The organism is Pseudomonas oryzihabitans (assembly GCF_007665395.1).
GTDB classification, from domain to species: Bacteria; Pseudomonadota; Gammaproteobacteria; order Pseudomonadales; family Pseudomonadaceae; genus Chryseomonas; species Chryseomonas psychrotolerans_C.
This window is the reverse complement of sequence record NZ_VDND01000001.1, coordinates 203,402-220,471: the sequence shown is the minus strand read 5'-3', so window position 1 is coordinate 220,471 and position 17,070 is coordinate 203,402. Positions and strand designations below refer to the sequence as shown.

Genomic DNA, 17,070 nt, shown 5'->3' with positions numbered 1-17,070 from the left:
CCATGGCGACGATGACCCGCAAGGAATACGCCGCGATGTACGGCCCCACCGTCGGCGACGCCGTCCGCCTGGGCGATACCTCGCTGCTGGCCGAGGTCGAGTTCGACCACTCGGTGCCCGGTGACGAATGCCTGCACGGTGGGGGCAAGACCCTGCGCGACGGCATGGGCCTGATGCCCGGGCACGACAGCGACGACGGCGCCCTGGACATGCTGATCTGCAATGCCCTGGTGATCGACCCGGTGCTCGGCATCGTCAAGGGCGACATCGGCATCAAGGAGGGCAAGATCGTCGCCATCGGCAAGGCGGGCAATCCCCAGGTCATGGATGGCGTGCACCCGCAGCTGGTCTGTGGGGTCGCGACCACCGTGCGCGATGCCGAAGGCCTGATCGTCACCCCCGGCGGCATCGACGTGCACGTGCATTTCGATTCGGCGCAACTCTGCGAGCACGCCCTGGCGGCGGGGCTCACCACCCTCATCGGCGGCTCGCTGGGGCCGATCACGGTGGGGATCGACTGTGGCGGTGAGTGGAACGTCGGCAAGATGCTGCAGGCCTCCGAAGCCTGGCCGATCAACTTCGGCTTCCTCGGGCGGGGCAATTCCAGCAAGCCCGAATCCCTGCTGGGCCAGCTGCGCGGTGGCTGCCTGGGGTTGAAGATCCACGAAGACTGGGGCGCGATGCCGGCGGTGATCGATACCTGCCTGAAGGTCGCCGACGAGTACGACTTCCAGGTGCAACTGCACACCGACACCCTCAACGAGTCGGGCTTCCTCGAAGACACCCTGGCCGCCATCGGTGATCGCACCATTCACATGTACCACACCGAAGGGGCCGGCGGCGGTCATGCGCCGGACATCATCAGCGTGGCCGGCAAGGCCAACTGCATCCCCTCCTCCACCAATCCGACCAATCCCTACACGGTGAACACCTTCGACGAGCACCTGGACATGATCATGGTCTGTCACCACCTCAATCCGGACGTACCGGAAGACGTGGCCTTCGCCGAATCGCGGGTGCGCCCCCAGACCATCGCCGCCGAGGACATCCTGCATGACACCGGGGCGATCTCGATCCTCGGCTCCGACAGCCAGGGCATGGGCCGGATCAACGAAGTCATCTGCCGGACCTGGCAACTGGCCTCCAAGATGAAGGACCAGCGCGGCCGGTTGCCGGAAGAGAGCACCCTGCTGGGCGACAACGAGCGCATCAAGCGCTACATCGCCAAGTACACCATCAACGCCGCCCGGGTGTTCGGTATCGACCGCTACATCGGCTCGCTGGAGCCGGGCAAGCTCGCCGACCTCGTGCTGTGGCGCCCGGCGTTCTTCGGGATCAAGCCGGAACTGGTGGTCAAGGGCGGCTTCATCGTCCATGGCGTCATGGGCGATTCGGCCGCCTCGCTCTATACCTGCGAGCCCTTGGTGATGCGCCCGCAGTGGGGCGCGTTCGGCGAGGCCAAGCAGGCGCTGGCGGTGAATTTCGTCAACCGCCTGGCCGTCGAGGCCGGCACCGCGGCCGCCCTGGGTCTCAAGAAGGCGCTGCTCCCCGCCATCGGCACCCGCACCTTGCGCAAGGGCGACATGCTGCACAACGACGCCTGCCCCGATATCCGCGTCGATCCGCAGACCTTCGACGTCTACGCCGATGGCGAGCGGCTGACCTGCGAGCCGGTCAGCCAGGTTCCGCTCGCCCAGCGCTACCTGCTGCGCTGATGTCCCTCGATACCAGGAGTGCCCTGATGAATACCCTCAACGCCGTCCAGACCTCAATCGAGGCGCTCACCCATGCCGGCGCCGCCCGGGTGGGCATCGGTGGCCCCGTGGGTTCGGGCAAGACCCGCCTGCTGGAACAGCTGATCCCGCGGTTCATCGCCCGTGGCACCGAACTCGCGGTGATCACCAACGATCTCGCGACCCGCGAGGATGCCGAGCGCGTCCGCCGCAGCGGCCTGATCGACCCTGAACGGGTACGCGCCGTGGAAACCGGCGCCTGCCCGCACACGGCGATCCGTGAGGACCCGACCCTGAACCTGCAGATGGCGGACGAGCTCGAGGTGCGCTTCCCCCGGCTGGACCTGATCCTCATCGAATCCGGGGGCGACAACCTGGCGTCGACCTTCTCGCTGGATCTGGTGGACTACTGGATCTTCGTCATCGACGTCGCTGGCGGTGACGACATTCCGCGCAAACGCGGTCCGGGCGTGCTGAGCTGCGACCTGCTGGTGGTCAACAAATACGATCTGGCGCCCTACGTCGGGGTGGATCTGGCCCGGATGCGCCGCGAGTCCGCCGACGCCCGTGGCGCCAAGCCGGTGTTGTTCACCAACTGTGCGACGGGGGAAGGCGTCGATGCGGTCGTCGACACCATCAGCCGCGCCGTGCTGTTCGACCGTCCATGAACGCGCCCCAGACGCTCTTTCGTCCGCTGACCGAAGCCGTCGCTCCCCAGGCGCGGATCACCTTCAGCGAGGCCCCGGCGGGTGGCAGCTATGTATCCGCCCAGCAGGTGGGCTACCCCTTCCATCTGGGGCGTACGCTGAGACTGCCCGACGATCCGCCAGGCATGGCCGCGGTGTACCTGCAATCCTGCTCTGGCGGCCTCTTCGCCGGGGAACACCTCCATCTGCAGCTAAGGGCCGAACCGGGCAGCCAGGCCTACCTGAGCACCGGCGCCGCCACCGTTGCCCACAGCATGCTCGAACAACCGGCGCGGCAGCTAGTGAGCCTGGAAGCCGGGACAGGGGCCTGGCTCGAATACCTGCCGATGGCGACGATCCTGTTCCCCCAGGCCCGGCTCCACAGCCAGGTCAGGGTGGTCTTGCATCCCCAGGCCCGGGTGATGCTCTGCGATGCCTTCAGCCTGCATGCGCCCGCTGGCAGTGCTGGGGTGTTCGACTTCTATCGCGCCGATCTGGAGGTACGCAGCCCGGACGGGCGCCTGCTGGCGGGCGATCGCCTGGCCCTGACCGGTGCCGACCTGCGTAGCGGTCTGCCGGGCGTCAGCGAGGAGATGCAGGCCCTGGCGACGTTCATGCTGGTGGGTCAGGAGCTGCCGGTGGAGGCGCTCAAGCAACGCCTGCGCGAGGCCCTGGGCACCCTGCCCGACAGCTATGTCGGCGTCAGCGCCCTGCCCAACGATTGCGGGGTCAGCGTGCGCCTGATGACAATGGATGCGGTGGCCTTGCGCAGCGGACTGCACCGCGCCTGGTCGAGCGTCCGTGAACAGCTGACCGGCGTGGCGCCCCGGCCGCGACGCAAGTGATAGCGCAGCGGCCGGACCATGGCCGCTCAGGGCGCCACTGCCCGCTCCAGTCGCCGCAGGCGGTCCTGGTAGACACGCCGCGCCGCCAGGGCTTCTTCCAGGGTCACGGCGACGAAACGCGCCTTCTGGTTGGGCTGCAGCTGGCCGATCAGGTCCAGGTCGCTGCTGATGACCGTGCCGATCATGGCGTAGCCGCCGCCAGAGACCGCATCGCGATGCAGGACGATGGGTTCGAGGCCCGCGGGCACCTGGATGGAGCCGATGGGATAGCAGCTGTCGACGATATTGGACGGATCCGAGCCGGCGCCGAAGGGTTGTTCGCGGGGCGTGAAGTCCAGCGGCCGGCCGCCCTTGAAGCGGTAGCCGATGCGATCGGCCTCGGAGCCCACCGTCCAGGTATCGGCGAAAAACGCCTCGGCCGCGTCCGCGGTCAGGCGGTGATGGTAGAGACCTGGCACGACACGCAGGGTCACCTCGCCACCACAGGCCGGTACCAGGTCGTCGGGCAAGCGGGTGCCAGGCTTGGCACTAGCGGTGGGTGTTCCCAGGGCCAAGTCGTCGCCAGCGGCCAGGCGCCGGCCCTGGAAGCCGCCGAGACTGCCCAGGGTGTAGGTCGAACGACTGCCCAGCACCTCGGGCACGGCGAAACCGCCGGCGACGGCCAGGTAGCCACGAGCGCCGGCCTTGAGGTAATCGAACTTGAGCACCTGCCCGGCCCGCACGGTGAAGGCCTGGTCCAGCGGCATCTCGGCGCCATCCAGGCGCGGGGTCATGCGCGCGCCGCTCAGGGCCACCAGGGCGTCCTCGCCGAAGTGCAGCTCCGGGCCGAGCAGGGTGCATTCCAGGGCGGCGGCGCCGGGTGCGTTGCCCACCAGCAGATTGGCCGCGCGCAAGGCGTAGCTGTCCATGGCCCCGGACGGCGGGATGCCCAGGTGGTAGTAGCCTTCGCGGCCGAGGTCCTGGATCGAGGTGGCCAGGCCGGGTTTGAGTACCTTGATCATGCCGGCTCCTCCATCAGGGTGCGCGGATAGCCGCGGGGGTCGTCGAGAAAGGCGTCCAGGGAGAAGGCCACCGGACGGATATTCAGGGTGAAGCTACCCTCCTCCACCTCGGCCAGCATCCGGTCGTACTCGGCGCGGTCGATGGCGCGGAAACGGACGATGTCACCGGGTCGGAAGAACACCATGTGGTCCTGCAGGTAATCGAGGCGCTGCGCCGGATCGTAGATGGGCGCCGGCGTCACGCCGAACATCTGGTAGCCGCCGGCACCGCGAACGGAATAGATGCAGCCGAAGCAGCCGCCGTGGCCCAGGGTCTGCTTGGGCGTATCGGTACGGGGGCGCAGGTACTTGGGCACCTGCAGCTGCCGCTCGGGCTCGACCATCTGGAACATGAAGGGCAGCCCGGCGACGAAACCCACCATGGAGACGAACCAGGGCGCGCCGCTATGGGCGGCGATGAACGCCTCGACATCGGCCAGGCCATTGATACGGGCCGCGTATTCCAGGTCGGTGGCGGTCGGATCCTGGTGGCGATCGCGAAAGCGCATCAGCGTCTCGTGGGTCCAGGGATCGTTGTAGAGCACCGGGATCTCGATCAGCCGGGTGGCCAGCTGGCGCTCGGCCACCGCCTGGTCTTCCACGCCCTGGACGGCTGCCAGCAGCTGGTCGGGCGGCAGCACGTCGGGATCGAAGCGGATCTGGAAGGAGGCGTTGGCCAGGCAGATGTCGTGGATGCCGGGCAGTTGCAGGGCCTGCACCGCGCGGGTCATGGCCAGGCCACGGAAAAATGCCTCCAGGGACATGCTCTCGGACAGCTCAACGAACAGGTGCTCGTCACCACCGAAGCTGTAGCGGATTGCGCTCGTCATGCGGGAATCTCCTCGGCCAGCCAGTGTTCCAGGGTACCGGTGTCGAAGCGGGCTTCGATCACCCAGGGCTCGTCCAGCAGGCGGCGATGCAGGGCTGCGGTAGTGGCCATGCCGGTCAGGTGCAGCTCGGCCAGCGCCTGACGGGTGCGGGCCAGGGCTTCGCCGCGATCGGCGCCGTGGGCGATGAGCTTGGCCAACAGCGAGTCGTAGTACGGCGGGACCCGGTAACCAGCATAGAGATGGCTGTCGACGCGGATTCCCGGCCCGCTCGGCCAGCGCAACCGCTCGACGGTACCGGGGCTGGGAAAGAAGTTGCGCGCCGGATCCTCGGCATTGAGCCGCAGCTCGATGGCTGCGCCCTGCAGATGGATATCTTCCTGGCGCAACCCCAGGGGCTCGCCGCCAGCGATGCGCAACATGGCCTGGACCAGATCGATGCCGGTGACCATCTCGGAGACCGGATGCTCGACCTGGATGCGGGTGTTCATCTCGATGAAGAAGAACTCGCCCCGGGCTTCGTCGAACAGGTACTCCAGGGTACCGGCGCCGCGATAACCGAGGCGTTCGGCCAGGCGGACGGCGCTGGCGCAGAGGGCTTCGCGCTGGGCCGCGCTCAGGACTGGCGAGGGTGCTTCCTCCAAGAGCTTCTGGCGGCGACGCTGCAACGAACATTCGCGCTCGAACAGGTGCACGGCGCGCTGGCCATCGCCGAGGACCTGAACCTCGATATGGCGAGCCCGTTCGATGAAGCGTTCCAGATAGAGGGCGCCGCTGCCGAAGGCGGTCTGGGCCTCGCGCTGGGCAATAGGAAATTCCCGCGCCAGCTCGGCGGCATCGCGCGCCAGGCGGATGCCCCGGCCGCCGCCCCCGGCCGAGGCCTTGATCAGCAGCGGATAACCCACCGTCTCGGCTGCTGCTATGGCAGCCTCGATATCGGCGGGTTCGCTGGCGGAACCCGGTACCACAGGTACACCGGCGGCCAGCGCGGTCCGCCGTGCCTCGGCCTTGTCGCCCATGCGGCGGATGATGTCACCCGAGGGGCCGACGAAGACCGCACCGGCCGCCTCCACCGCGTCGGCGAAGGCCGCGTTCTCGGCCAGGAAGCCATAGCCGGGATGGACCGCGTCGGCGCCGCTGTCACGCAAGGCGGTGAGCAGCGCCTCTATATTGAGGTAGCTGCGATCCGCCCGCGCCGGGCCGATCACCACCACGGCATCGGCCTGGCGCGCCGCCAGGGAGTCCTGGTCGGCCTCGCTGCAGGCCAGCACCGTCTCGATGTTCAAGGCCTTGGCGGCGCGCAGGATACGCACCGCGATCTCACCGCGGTTGGCGATCAGCAGGCGGCGGATGCCGCGCCCGGTCGCGCTCACGACGCCACTCCACTCAGGGTCGCCAGCACCTGGCCAGGCTCGACCGGATCGCCGTCCTCCACCGCGAAGGCGATCAGGGTCCCGTCCACCTCGGCCTGGACCTCCGAGAATTGCTTCATCACTTCGACCAGGCCGAGCACCGTGCCGGCGGTGACGGTTTCCCCGACGTCCACATAGGGCGCCGCGTCGGGCGTGGGTTTGCGATAGAACGTCCCGGGCAGGGGCGAGAGCACCGAATGTTCGGCCATGACGATTCCTCTTCTAGGCGATGTTGTCGGAAAGGCAGGCGGAGCGAAGCAAGGGAGGACCCGGTGTCTGGGCACCGGTGTCCTTGAAAGACGGTTCAGCCGGCGCCGGGTGCGCGCACGGCGATCCCGGCGGCGTCCAGGCGCTGGCGGATCGCCCGGGCCAGGCCCAGGGCGCCAGGGGTATCGCTGTGCAGGCAGATGGACTCGAAGGCCACCTCGACCTCACCGCCCTCCACCGTGGCGACCCGGCCGTGCTGGCAGGCCCGCAGTACCCGTTCGGCCACGGCCTCGGGGTCGAGGGCGGTCATGCGGCGCACCAGCACGATGGAGCCGCTGGCGTCATAGTCCCGGTCGGCATAGAACTCGCGCACCAGGGGCTGACCCAGTTCGCGACCGATTCGCCAGGTGGCCGAATTCGGCAGGCAATAGAGCAGCAGGTCGGGTTCGAGCCGTTGCAGCGTCTCCACCAGCAGCCGGGCCGCCGCCTCGTCCCGCGCCAGGTGCATGAACAGCGCGCCATGGGGCTTGAGGTGTTGCAGGCGCAGGCCGTGCAGCCGGGCGAATTCGCGCAGCGCACCGAGCTGGTAGACGATGTCCGCCACCAGCTCTTCGGCGGGCATCTGCAGGGGACGACGACCGAAGCCCACCAGGTCGCGATAGCCCGGATGGGCACCGATGGCCACGTTGCGCGCCCTGGCCTGCAGCACGGTGCGCTGCATGAGGCTGGGGTCGCCGGCATGGAAGCCGGTGGCGATGTTGGCCGAGCTGACCAGCTCGAGCAGGTGCTCATCCACGCCGTCGCCCAGGGTCCAGGCGCCGAAGCCCTCGCCCATGTCGGAATTGAAATCCACCTCGGTCATTGCGGTATTCCCTGGCAGCGGTACGTTGGCCTCGACCTTAGGACTGCCCTGCCCCCTTGGGAAGATTTATTATCCAAGGTTCAGCGTTCGGAAAAATCGATACCCCAGGACGATCGCCATGGCCCTTACCCTGCGCCAGCTCCGCTACTTCACCGCCACCGCCGAACTGGGGCAGATCTCCCAGGCCGCCATCCACCTGAACATCTCCCAATCTGCGGTCACCAGTGCCATCCAGGAGCTGGAGGGCCTGCTGGGCGCCAGCCTGTTCGTCCGCTCGACCCAGGGCATGGCCCTGACCGACGCCGGCCGGCATTTCCTCAATCATGCCTACGGCATCCTGCGCGGGGTGGACGATGCGCTAAGCAGCGCCCTGCCCGACCACCGCGCCAGCGGCGAGCTGCGCATCGCCGCCAGCTACACGGTGATCGGCTACTTCCTGCCGCACCACCTGCAACGGCTGGCGCAGCTCTATCCCGAGGTGACGGTCGCGGTCCACGAGCAGGAACGCCAGGCCATCGAAGAGGCGCTGCTGGACAAGCGCATCGACATGGCGGTGGTGCTCACCGCCAACCTGACCCACGAAGACATCGTCTCCGAGACGCTCTTCAACTCGGAACGCCGTCTCTGGCTGCCCAGTGGCCATCCGCTGCGCGATCATCCCAACGTCAGCCTGGCCGATGTGGCGCGCGAGCCCTATGTCCTGCTCACCGTCGACGAGGCCGAGCAGAGTGCGATGCGCTACTGGCGCCAGGCCGGTCGGGAACCCCAGGTGCTGCTGCGCACCAGTTCGGTGGAGGCCGTGCGCAGCATGGTGGCCAACGGCAGCGGCGTGGCCATCCTCTCCGACCTGGTCTATCGACCCTGGTCGCTGGAGGGCAAGCGGCTGGAGACCCGTACCCTGGTGGAACCCATCACCCCCATGAGCGTCGGGCTGGCCTGGCACCGCGAACGCCCCCTGACGCCGGCCATGCAGGCCTTTCGCAGTTATTTCCATAGTGCCTTCCTGGCGCCTCAGCAGATCGGGGCGCGGCGGTGAGCCAGGGTGAAAATCCTCACGAGCGAAAGGTTTCTGACCGTTTTCTCGGTTTGATCGGGTGAATCCTCATGAGCGTGAGGATTGGCAACGCCAGGCACCCTGAGCTAACATAATCCTCACGCTCGTGAGGACTACTTATGCAGATCGTACTCAAGAATGCCGCCGACTTGGGCGCCCTGGTCCGCCAGGCCCGCAAGGCCCAGGCCCTGCGCCAGGACGATGCCGCGGGCAGCCTCGGGGTCAGCGAGAACTTCCTCGGCAAGGTCGAGCGCGGCGGCGAAACCGTCCAATGGGGCAAGTTGTTCCAGGTGCTCGACGGCCTGGGCGTGCGGCTGATCGTCGACCTGCCCGCCGAGCTGGATACTCCGCCGGATGCCGGGACGCCATGAAACGCGAACTCCTGGCCTGGATCGACGACCAGTTGGTGGGGCGGCTGAGCGACGAGAACGGGATCTGGTCGTTCCGCTACGAACCCGGCTGGCGGGCCTTCGGGCTTTGCCCTCAGCTACCGCTGCAAACGGAGCCGCTGCGCGATGGCAGCTCCCAGCGGCCGGTGCAGTGGTACTTCGACAATCTGCTGCCGGAGGAAGGCCAGCGCCACTTGCTCGCCCAGGACGCGCGGCTGGATGCCGCCGATGCCTTCGCCCTGCTGGGCTGGTACGGCGCCGAATCGGCCGGCTCCCTTACCCTGCTCGCCGAGGGCCAGCGCTTGCCCCCGGGGAATCGCCGCCCGCTGAGCGACGCCGACCTCTCCCGGCGGATCCAAGCCATGCCGCAGTTGCCCTTGACCCACGAGGCGCTCAAGCGCATGTCGTTGGCCGGCGCCCAGCACAAGCTGGCGGTGATCCTCGATGACCAGGGCCTGCAGGAACCCGTGGGCGCCCTGCCCTCGACCCATATCCTCAAGCCGGATCATCCCCACGAGGCCTTCGCCCATTCGGTGATCAACGAATGGTTCATCATGCGGCTGGCGGGTATGGCTGGGCTGAGCGTTCCCACCGTCGAGCGGCGCTACGTACCCGAGCCGGTCTATCTGATCGAGCGTTTCGACCGCGTCCGTACCGCTACGGGCTGGCAGCGACGGCATGGCATCGATGCCTGCCAGATGCTGGGGCTCGATCGGCACTTCAAGTACCAGGCCGGCAGCGTGGAGCGGCTGGCCGAATTGGCCCTGCTGTGCGAGGCACCTGCCGTGACCCGGACGCGGCTATTCAACTGGCTGGCGTTCAATGTGCTGGTGGGCAACACCGATGCCCATCTGAAGAATCTCGGCTTCCTGGTCTCGCCCCGTGGCCTGACCCTGGCACCCTGCTACGACCTGCTCTGCACCGCCGTCTACGAGAGCCGCGCCTTCGACCAGCAGCGCTGGCCGGAGGCAACCACCCTCGCCTGGCCCATCCTCGGCGAAAGCCGGCTGATCGCCATCGACCGCGAGCGGCTGCTGGACGCCGCCGAGGTGCTGGGCATCAAGCGCTCGCCGGCCGCTGCCCAGTTGCAGCGCCTGCGCCAGCGTCTGCCACTCCAGGCGCAGCAATTGCTGGAACAGACCGAGCGGGAAAATCAGACCCTGGCCGGTGCGCGGCCGGCGTTGCGGGCGGTCTTCGCCGGCGAGTTGCGCTGCCTGCGGGCGATCAGGGCGCTGATCGCCGAACAGGTCGAGCGGCTGGCCTAACGGCCCCGCTGCTGACGGCTCCGCTCAAAGCGGCAACACCGCCAGCAGGCGTTCGCGTCTGAGCCGTTGCAGGCGGGCGATCAGCTCGGTCGTCGACGTGCCGCTGGTGAAACGTTGCAGGCGCTGACCGGCGACCGATCCCAGCCATTCCAGCTCGGTCGAGCCCTCCGGCTCGACCGCCAGCAGCAGGCAATCGCCGCCCAGCCGGGACAACAGCCCCACGATCCGGCTGTGCGCCCCCTGCGCCAGCCACTCCTCGTGCAACCCAGCGGCGTCCTCCAGTTGCAGCAGCGGAAGGTCGCTGCAACCGGGTAACCCGTTGCGCAATTCAGCCGTCATCGTGGGGTCGAGAGCGCCATGCAGGATGACCAGCGCCACGGCTGGCCGCAGGTCGTCTACCGCTGTCCAGGGTTGGCTCGTCATGCCGGACCTCCTCCTGACCGGTCGTGGCCTGGGCTCAGGCGAAGGCGTTGTGGTAGGCGTTGAGCGCCGGTGCGCCGCCAAGGTGGACATAGAGCACCCGGCTACCCTTGGCGATCTCGCCGCTGCGCGCCATGGCGATCAGCCCGGCCATGGATTTGCCCTCGTAGACCGGATCAGTGAGCATCCCCTCCATCTGCGCGGTGTAGCGGATGGCCTCGACGGTGGGGCCGTCCGGCAGGCCGTAGTCCGGACCGCAGAAGCGCGGATCGATGATGACGTCCTCGTCGCGGATCTCCTGCTTCAGGCCAATCATCTCGGCGGTATTGCGCGCGATCTTGGTCACCGCAGCGCGGGTCATCTCGGCATCGGCGGCGGTGTCTATGCCGATCAACCGGCGTTCCCGCTCCTGGGCGCGAAAGCCCACCACCATGCCGCCCTGGGTGGAACCGGTGCAGGTGGCCGTGACCACGGTATCGAAGAAGACGCCCTGCTCGCGCTCCTGGGCGGCCAGCTCATCGGCGAAATGGGCATAGCCGAGGCCACCCAGGGGATGGTCCGAAGCACCGGCGGGAATGGCGTAGGGCTTGCCGCCCTCGCGCCGCACCTCGTCAAGGGCGCGCTCCCAGGTGGCCTTCACCGCGGTGGAATAGCCCTCGCCTTCCAGCAGCGTCTGGGCGCCCATGAGGCGGGACAGCAGGATATTGCCGACCTTGTCGTAGACCGGGTCTTCCCACTTGGTCCACTCCTCCTGGACCAGTCGGCACTTCATGCCCAGCACCGCGGCGACGGCCGCGACCTGACGCGTGTGGTTGGACTGGATGTTGCCGATGGACACCAGGGTATCGCAGCCCTGCGCCAGGGCATCGGCCGCCAGCCATTCCAGCTTGCGCACCTTGTTGCCGCCGTAGGCGAGACCGGACGAGACGTCGTCACGCTTGGCCCAGAGTTCGATACCGAGGTCCTTCGACAGGCGCTCCAGCTTGTGCAGCGGGGACGGGAAATAGCCGAGCTTGACTCGGGGAAAGCGCTTTTCGAGATCCAGGGACATGGTGGCGACTCCAGGGGTTGAAAGGACGCCATCCATGCTAGGCAAAGCCCTGGAGAAGGTGCTTTCTAATGTGCGGTACGAAAGCTGCTTTCCTTTCCAGAATGCTGGACGTAACGCCCAGACATTCTGGAAATTCCCGCTGCTGAAGGAGAATCTTTCGATGAGCGATACCGCGGAACTCACTCCGGTCGAACGCAAGATCCTGAGGGCGCTGCAACAGGACGGGCGCCTGAGCAATGCCGAGCTGGCACGCCAGGTGTCCCTCAGTCCGAGCGCCTGCTGGAACCACACCCGCAAGCTGTTCGACAGCGGCGTCATCACCGGCGTCAGGGCCCAGGTCGATCCCAAGGCCGTGCAGCGGGAGACGGCGGTGCTGGTGGGCGTGGTGCTGGACCGGTCGACCCCGGAATCCTTCCAGGCCTTCGAGGCGGCCGCGCGCGCCCTGCCACCAGTGCTCGAGTGCTACTTGGTGGCCGGGGACGTGGATTACTTCATCAAGCTCAGGGTCAAGGACATCGCCGCCTTCAATCGCCTGCACAGCGAACGGCTGATCGCCCTGCCCGGCGTGCGCCAGGTGCGCACCTTTTTCGTGCTGAACGAAGTCAAGACCGAGGGACTGTTGCCCATCTGAACGGGCGGATGGCGCCCAGGGAGGGACGGGTGCCGAGCGGCGCCCGTTCGGATAAGGGGTTTCACAGATAGCGGCGTCCTGATTCGACGCCGCCTCAGCTCATTACACGACCACGTTCAACAGCAACACCACAATCAAACCGACCACGGCGACGATCGATTGCACCACCGAAATCGTCTTGGTGGCTTCGCCCATCGTCATGCCGAAGGATTCCTTCACCATCCAGAACCCTGCATGGTTGGCGTAGTTGAAGAACAGCGAGCCACAGCCAATGGACAAGGCCAGCAGCGGCAGGTTAAGGGTGGGATCAGCACCGGCAAGCGGCGCCAGCAAGCCGGCAGCCCCGACGATACCTACCGTGGCGGAACCGGTAGAGACCGAAAGCAACATGGCGATCAACCAACCGAGGACCAGCGGAGGGAACGCCGACTGCTGAGTCAGGTGCACAATCGCATCGCCCACCTTGGCGCTGGTCAGCAGTTGCTGAAATGCACCGCCGCCGGCGATGATCATGATGATCGAGGCGATTGGCTTGAGGCTCTTGCCCAGCGATTCGCGCAATTGCTCCGCATCGCCGCCGCGTGCGAGTACCAGACTCGCCCCAGCGAACAGCACGCCCAGCAGCATCGCTATCAGCGGATTACCGAGGAAACCGGCCATTTTCAGTAGCGCATTGTCCTTGGCCAATACCATCTCGGCGACGGCATGAATCAGCATCAGGATCGCCGGCAGCAAGGCTGCCAGCACGCCAAGGTATACGCTGGGGCTTGGTTTATCGTCGGCTTTTTCAGCCAGGGTGAACTGATCCAGCAACACCTGATCGGGCCGAGTGCTCATGCGCGGGGAAATGAACGCGCCATACAGTGGGCCGCCTAAAATCATGGCCGGGATAGCCGCCAGGAAACCATAGAGCATGGTCGGCCCGACCGAGGTTTTCAGCGCGGCGATGGCCGTCAACGGGCCAGGGTGCGGCGGGACCATACCGTGCATGGCGGCCAGTGCGGCAATCACCGGGACGCCCACATAGACATACGCTGAACCCTTGAAGCGCGCCTGACTTTCCAGCTTGCGCGCCACGCTGAAGATCAGCGGCAGCATGATCACCAGGCCGACCTCGAAAAACATCGGAATGCCAATGACAAACGCGACCATCATCATCGCCCACGGAATCATCCGATCCGATGTGCGCTTGAGGATGACCGCAGCAATCTGCTCGGTGACGCCGGCGTCCGCAAGTATTTTGCCGAGCATCGCCCCCAGCGCGATGACCACCCCCACTGCCCCCAGTGTCTTGCCGGCGCCGGTGACCAGTTGCGAGACGATGCGATCTGGCTCCATACCGGTTGCAAAGCCTACGCCGACGGAAACTACCAGCAAAGCCAGCAGCGGGTGCATTTTGAGGCGCGAGACGATCAGCGCTACCAGCACCAGGACGCTGATCAATGCAGTCAGTAACAGATCTATATCTAAGGGAGTCATGAAAGGTTCTCGGTTGGGCTGGTGCCAAACTCTTGTAAGTGGATGAGGTGAATGGCATCTGCAACGGCTAAGTTGCAGCGTTCGTCTTTTTAGAAACCAAATAATCTGCGAGGCGCTTGCACCAGCAGCGAGGCGCTGGCTTGCGCCGAAAGCTCCAGGGCTTGCAACTGTTCGACGACGGTGGCGAAACCTATGCTTTGCTCATGCTGCGTATGCGGCCAGTCGCTACCCCATACCAACCGATGCAGGCCAAAGCTTTCTTCCAGCAACGGTAATGCCCTTCGAGCGAAATCAATGTTCTGTTGTGGCGTACCTCCCAGACGATAGATTCCCGATACCTTGATCCAGATCAAACCTTTCGATCCGGCCTCAAGCAACTCGCCAAACCCGGGCTGATCGAGACCCGCATTCGCGTCCGGCCGCCCAAAGTGATCGATCACCAATCTCACGCCGAACGGCGTCAGTTGCTGGATCAAGCCCGGCAGATCCTTGACTTCCCGGTGCAACTCGACATGCCAGTCGAGATCAGCGATATCCCTGAAGAACCCTTGCCAGGCGCTGTCACGAAAATCAGGTAACGCCTTGCCGATCAGGTTCAGGCGCACGCCGACCACGCCCAGTTGAGCCATGTCATTCAAGGTAGAACGACTGATGCCTGGCTCCAGCACTACCACACCGCGCAACTGCCGAGGTGCTTGCTTCAACGCCGCCAACAGGTAGCTATTGTCGGTGCCAAGGAAACTTGGTTGCACCAATACACCGTGACTCAGACCATGCGTTTGCAAATGCTCAAGGTACTGGTCAAGCGTGGCGTCGTACTCAGGACTGTAGCGCCGTGCACCGATCAGCTGCAGATCACGGCTGAACACATGGGCATGGGCGTCAATGCCGGTGATCGACTTGGGGCTTGGAGCTGACATGGGTTTTATCTACTGAAAGTTGGGATCATCACGCCCGAGCGCGCTGATTGCCGTTGATATTGGCCGGAACGGAGGTGGCATTGGCTGCAAGGTCCCTGCCCCGGGTTTCAGGCAGGCAAAGTGCGGCAAGCACTCCCACGCCGTAGGCGATTCCGGCATCGATACCTATCGCTGAACCCAGCGACATGGAATCACTCATGTGCCCGACCAGGAATGGAAAGACAGCGGACAGCACCCGGCCAAAGTTGTAGCAAAAGCCAACGCCGGCGCCGCGTACATCGGCAGGGTAAAGTTCGTTGAAGAATGCTCCCAGACTGGCCGGGATGCCGGCGGCGAAGAACCCCAACGGGAACCCCAGGAACAGCATCTGCGTATTGGTCAGCGGCAAAAATACGTAGCACTGCACCGTGACCACGCAGCACAGGGCAAACAGCACGATATTCTTACGACGGCCAATGCGATCGATCAAATAACCGCTGGCCACACAACCACACCAGAAGGCGAAGATGATCACCGCCAGATAGCCGCCCGAGTTCAGCACAGACAGATTGCGCTCGGTCTTGAGGAAAGTCGGTAGCCAGGTCATTACCGCGTGATAGCCACCGTGCGCGCCCAGTCCCAACAGGCCGCCAAACAGGGTCACGCGAATCAGTTCCGGGCGAAAAATGCCCGCGAGCGACTTGAAGAAACTCTGCGGAATGGCGTTGTCTTCTTGCAGACGCCGGAAGCTGTCCGGCTCCTCGACGTTACGACGCACCCAGATGATCAGGAACGACGGCAGCAACCCGACAAGGAACATCGCACGCCAGGCCATGTCCTGCGGCACCGAGGTATAGATCAGCGTGAACACCCCGACCGCCAGGCCCCAACCCACCGCCCAGGCACTTTGTACAGTGCCCATGACCTTGCCGCGATAGTGCGGATTGATCGTCTCAGCCATCAGCACCGCGCCGGCCGCCCACTCCCCGCCAAGCCCGAAACCCTGCAGCGCCTTGACCACCAAGAGCTGATTGAAGCCCGTGACGAAAGCCGAGAGAAAGGTGAAGAACGAGAACCACAAGATCATCAACTGCAACGTGCGCACACGGCCGTAGCGGTCAGACAACGTCCCACCCACCCAGCCACCGAGTGCCGAGGTGACAAGGGTAACGCCGCTGATCAATCCGGCATCGCCCTTGGTCAGCGCGAAAGCGGCAATCAGCGCCGGAATCGCCAGACCGAACATCTGTACTTCCAGCGCGTCGAGCGACCATCCGCCGAAGCAGGCCCAGAATGTCTTGCGCTCACGAGGAGTGATCTGGCGATACCAGCTGAACATGATTCTTATCCTTATAGATGCTACTGCCAGGCAGCCGACGCCCAACCCCACCGCGACAGGGTCAACGTTGGCAAACAAACAGCAATCGGGCGGCGATCTAGCCGCCGCAGAAGGCTTCGCTACCCAGACAGGCGTTAGCGAATATCCACGCTGTAGCGGAAATGCTCCGCGTGGCCGCGCGAGCGACGCCATTCCAGCGGGTTACCCGCGTAATCGCGGGCCAAACGCTCGATCACGATCACCGGACTGTTGACCGCTACCTGGAGCAATCGGGCCTGCACGTCATTCACCGATTCAGCGGTTAGCGTTTCTTCGGCCGATGCAACAACCTGTCCGCACACTTCTTCGTAGATCGGATACAGCAGCGGCCCTTCGCGGCTGAGGTCGATCTCCAGCAGCGCCTGAAACCGCTGGCGGGGCAACCAGATTTCTTCGGCGAGCACCGGCTTAACATCGAGCAGACGCACACGGACAATACGAATGACCGGCGCATCGGCGGGCAACCCTAGCGCTTGCGCTACGGCCGAAGGTGCTGCAACGGGCTCGATCGAGAGGATGCGACTCTCCGGGACCTGGCGCTCACCGGAAACAGTCTGGAATCGGAAGAAGCGGAACAGGGAGGATTGAAACTGCGCCCGTCGAATGAACGTCCCGCGCCCTTGCTGACGTTCCAGAATGCCCTCACTGACTAACGCATCAATCGCTTTGCGCACCGTGCCGGTGGACAGCTGATATTCTGCAGACAGCGCCGCTTCGGTAGGGATCGCCTCCCCCGGACGCCAGCGATTATTGGCGATCTGCTCAGCCAATTGGTCACGCAGGCGCTGGTACAGCGGCAATCGGACATCACTGGACAAGGAATTCATCGACTTTATTCACCTTGTTATCTAGTCATCTATATGAATCTCGTGGCGAGTATTTGCCCAGACAA

At 65.3% G+C, this 17,070-nt stretch carries 18 protein-coding genes; 7 read left to right on the top strand and 11 right to left on the bottom strand.

What is annotated here, in order from left to right; translation table 11 throughout:
- The first annotated feature begins 2 nt into the window (after positions 1-2).
- Genes ureC through FSV73_RS00975 form a run of 3 tightly spaced genes read left to right on the top strand, consistent with a single transcriptional unit; the run spans position 3 to position 3,264 of the window.
- On the top strand, positions 3-1,715 hold the full coding sequence (ureC, locus tag FSV73_RS00985; protein WP_145002573.1) for an urease subunit alpha: 1,713 nt from the start codon (positions 3-5) through the stop codon (positions 1,713-1,715).
- A 26-nt stretch (positions 1,716-1,741) separates the two neighbouring features.
- Complete coding sequence (ureG, locus tag FSV73_RS00980) at positions 1,742-2,401, top strand: urease accessory protein UreG (protein ID WP_145002570.1); 660 nt, start codon at positions 1,742-1,744, stop codon at positions 2,399-2,401.
- A complete protein-coding gene (locus FSV73_RS00975) occupies positions 2,398-3,264 on the top strand; it encodes an urease accessory protein UreD (protein ID WP_260856004.1) in 867 nt (288 codons plus the stop codon). Before ureG ends, FSV73_RS00975 begins: the two co-directional genes overlap by 4 nt.
- 26 nt (positions 3,265-3,290) lie before the next feature.
- Here the strand turns inward: FSV73_RS00975 and FSV73_RS00970 are convergent, their stop codons facing one another.
- The 5 genes from FSV73_RS00970 to FSV73_RS00950 all read right to left on the bottom strand — a co-directional run bounded on the left by FSV73_RS00970 (position 3,291) and on the right by FSV73_RS00950 (position 7,612).
- Positions 3,291-4,265 carry a biotin-dependent carboxyltransferase family protein gene (locus FSV73_RS00970; RefSeq protein ID WP_145002567.1) on the bottom strand — a complete coding sequence of 325 codons (975 nt, stop codon included), beginning with the start codon at positions 4,263-4,265 and terminating at the stop codon, positions 3,291-3,293.
- The gene (locus tag FSV73_RS00965) at positions 4,262-5,134 is read right to left on the bottom strand and encodes a 5-oxoprolinase subunit B family protein (RefSeq protein ID WP_145002564.1); all 873 of its coding nucleotides are present in this window, start codon (positions 5,132-5,134) and stop codon (positions 4,262-4,264) included. The genes FSV73_RS00970 and FSV73_RS00965 overlap by 4 nt, the downstream gene beginning before the upstream one ends.
- A complete protein-coding gene (locus FSV73_RS00960) occupies positions 5,131-6,483 on the bottom strand; it encodes an acetyl-CoA carboxylase biotin carboxylase subunit (protein ID WP_437179253.1) in 1,353 nt (450 codons plus the stop codon). The genes FSV73_RS00965 and FSV73_RS00960 overlap by 4 nt, the downstream gene beginning before the upstream one ends.
- A gap of 17 nt (positions 6,484-6,500) precedes the next feature.
- The gene (locus FSV73_RS00955; protein ID WP_145002558.1) at positions 6,501-6,752 is read right to left on the bottom strand and encodes an acetyl-CoA carboxylase; all 252 of its coding nucleotides are present in this window, start codon (positions 6,750-6,752) and stop codon (positions 6,501-6,503) included.
- A 95-nt stretch (positions 6,753-6,847) separates the two neighbouring features.
- The gene (locus FSV73_RS00950; protein ID WP_145002555.1) at positions 6,848-7,612 is read right to left on the bottom strand and encodes a 5-oxoprolinase subunit PxpA; all 765 of its coding nucleotides are present in this window, start codon (positions 7,610-7,612) and stop codon (positions 6,848-6,850) included.
- A 118-nt stretch (positions 7,613-7,730) separates the two neighbouring features.
- Here FSV73_RS00950 and FSV73_RS00945 point away from each other — a divergent pair, with 118 nt between their 5' ends.
- The 3 genes from FSV73_RS00945 (at position 7,731) to FSV73_RS00935 (ending at position 10,320) form a co-directional block, all read left to right on the top strand.
- A complete protein-coding gene (locus tag FSV73_RS00945) occupies positions 7,731-8,648 on the top strand; it encodes a LysR family transcriptional regulator (RefSeq protein ID WP_145002552.1) in 918 nt (305 codons plus the stop codon).
- Positions 8,649-8,785: 137 nt separating this feature from the next.
- Positions 8,786-9,037, top strand: a complete 252-nt coding sequence (locus FSV73_RS00940) for a helix-turn-helix domain-containing protein (protein ID WP_145002549.1) — start codon at positions 8,786-8,788, stop codon at positions 9,035-9,037.
- Complete coding sequence (locus FSV73_RS00935; RefSeq protein WP_145002546.1) at positions 9,034-10,320, top strand: HipA domain-containing protein; 1,287 nt, start codon at positions 9,034-9,036, stop codon at positions 10,318-10,320. Before FSV73_RS00940 ends, FSV73_RS00935 begins: the two co-directional genes overlap by 4 nt.
- A gap of 24 nt (positions 10,321-10,344) precedes the next feature.
- Here the strand turns inward: FSV73_RS00935 and FSV73_RS00930 are convergent, their stop codons facing one another.
- Positions 10,345-10,743, bottom strand: a complete 399-nt coding sequence (locus tag FSV73_RS00930) for a hypothetical protein (RefSeq protein ID WP_145002543.1) — start codon at positions 10,741-10,743, stop codon at positions 10,345-10,347.
- Between the two features lie 34 nt (positions 10,744-10,777).
- Positions 10,778-11,791, bottom strand: a complete 1,014-nt coding sequence (locus tag FSV73_RS00925; protein WP_145002538.1) for a 1-aminocyclopropane-1-carboxylate deaminase — start codon at positions 11,789-11,791, stop codon at positions 10,778-10,780.
- Positions 11,792-11,951: 160 nt separating this feature from the next.
- Between FSV73_RS00925 and FSV73_RS00920 the strand changes: the two genes are divergently transcribed.
- Positions 11,952-12,422 (top strand): Lrp/AsnC family transcriptional regulator, encoded by a 471-nt coding sequence (locus FSV73_RS00920; RefSeq protein WP_145002535.1) that lies wholly within the window; start codon positions 11,952-11,954, stop codon positions 12,420-12,422.
- A 102-nt stretch (positions 12,423-12,524) separates the two neighbouring features.
- On the opposite strand, the gene FSV73_RS00915 is transcribed toward FSV73_RS00920, so the two are convergent.
- The 4 genes from FSV73_RS00915 to FSV73_RS00900 all read right to left on the bottom strand — a co-directional run bounded on the left by FSV73_RS00915 (position 12,525) and on the right by FSV73_RS00900 (position 17,005).
- On the bottom strand, positions 12,525-13,901 hold the full coding sequence (locus FSV73_RS00915) for a GntP family permease (protein WP_145002532.1): 1,377 nt from the start codon (positions 13,899-13,901) through the stop codon (positions 12,525-12,527).
- Between the two features lie 89 nt (positions 13,902-13,990).
- Positions 13,991-14,821, bottom strand: coding sequence for an amidohydrolase family protein (locus FSV73_RS00910; protein ID WP_145002529.1), 831 nt, complete (start codon positions 14,819-14,821; stop codon positions 13,991-13,993).
- Between the two features lie 28 nt (positions 14,822-14,849).
- Positions 14,850-16,139: an MFS transporter gene (locus FSV73_RS00905; protein ID WP_145002526.1), complete on the bottom strand. Its 1,290-nt coding sequence runs from the start codon at positions 16,137-16,139 to the stop codon at positions 14,850-14,852.
- Positions 16,140-16,273: 134 nt separating this feature from the next.
- The gene (locus tag FSV73_RS00900; protein WP_145002523.1) at positions 16,274-17,005 is read right to left on the bottom strand and encodes a GntR family transcriptional regulator; all 732 of its coding nucleotides are present in this window, start codon (positions 17,003-17,005) and stop codon (positions 16,274-16,276) included.
- Between the last annotated feature and the right edge of the window lie 65 nt (positions 17,006-17,070).

What these genes read in the sequence shown, in the direction of transcription:
- ureC (WP_145002573.1), top strand. Translation starts at nt 3, where the DNA reads ATGGCGACGATGACCCGCAAGGAATACGCCGCGATGTACGGCCCCACC.
- ureG (WP_145002570.1), top strand. Translation starts at nt 1,742, where the DNA reads ATGAATACCCTCAACGCCGTCCAGACCTCAATCGAGGCGCTCACCCAT.
- FSV73_RS00975 (WP_260856004.1), top strand. Translation starts at nt 2,398, where the DNA reads ATGAACGCGCCCCAGACGCTCTTTCGTCCGCTGACCGAAGCCGTCGCT.
- FSV73_RS00970 (WP_145002567.1), bottom strand. Translation starts at nt 4,265, where the DNA reads ATGATCAAGGTACTCAAACCCGGCCTGGCCACCTCGATCCAGGACCTC.
- FSV73_RS00965 (WP_145002564.1), bottom strand. Translation starts at nt 5,134, where the DNA reads ATGACGAGCGCAATCCGCTACAGCTTCGGTGGTGACGAGCACCTGTTC.
- FSV73_RS00955 (WP_145002558.1), bottom strand. Translation starts at nt 6,752, where the DNA reads ATGGCCGAACATTCGGTGCTCTCGCCCCTGCCCGGGACGTTCTATCGC.
- FSV73_RS00950 (WP_145002555.1), bottom strand. Translation starts at nt 7,612, where the DNA reads ATGACCGAGGTGGATTTCAATTCCGACATGGGCGAGGGCTTCGGCGCC.
- FSV73_RS00945 (WP_145002552.1), top strand. Translation starts at nt 7,731, where the DNA reads ATGGCCCTTACCCTGCGCCAGCTCCGCTACTTCACCGCCACCGCCGAA.
- FSV73_RS00940 (WP_145002549.1), top strand. Translation starts at nt 8,786, where the DNA reads ATGCAGATCGTACTCAAGAATGCCGCCGACTTGGGCGCCCTGGTCCGC.
- FSV73_RS00935 (WP_145002546.1), top strand. Translation starts at nt 9,034, where the DNA reads ATGAAACGCGAACTCCTGGCCTGGATCGACGACCAGTTGGTGGGGCGG.
- FSV73_RS00930 (WP_145002543.1), bottom strand. Translation starts at nt 10,743, where the DNA reads ATGACGAGCCAACCCTGGACAGCGGTAGACGACCTGCGGCCAGCCGTG.
- FSV73_RS00925 (WP_145002538.1), bottom strand. Translation starts at nt 11,791, where the DNA reads ATGTCCCTGGATCTCGAAAAGCGCTTTCCCCGAGTCAAGCTCGGCTAT.
- FSV73_RS00920 (WP_145002535.1), top strand. Translation starts at nt 11,952, where the DNA reads ATGAGCGATACCGCGGAACTCACTCCGGTCGAACGCAAGATCCTGAGG.
- FSV73_RS00915 (WP_145002532.1), bottom strand. Translation starts at nt 13,901, where the DNA reads ATGACTCCCTTAGATATAGATCTGTTACTGACTGCATTGATCAGCGTC.
- FSV73_RS00910 (WP_145002529.1), bottom strand. Translation starts at nt 14,821, where the DNA reads ATGTCAGCTCCAAGCCCCAAGTCGATCACCGGCATTGACGCCCATGCC.
- FSV73_RS00905 (WP_145002526.1), bottom strand. Translation starts at nt 16,139, where the DNA reads ATGTTCAGCTGGTATCGCCAGATCACTCCTCGTGAGCGCAAGACATTC.
- FSV73_RS00900 (WP_145002523.1), bottom strand. Translation starts at nt 17,005, where the DNA reads ATGAATTCCTTGTCCAGTGATGTCCGATTGCCGCTGTACCAGCGCCTG.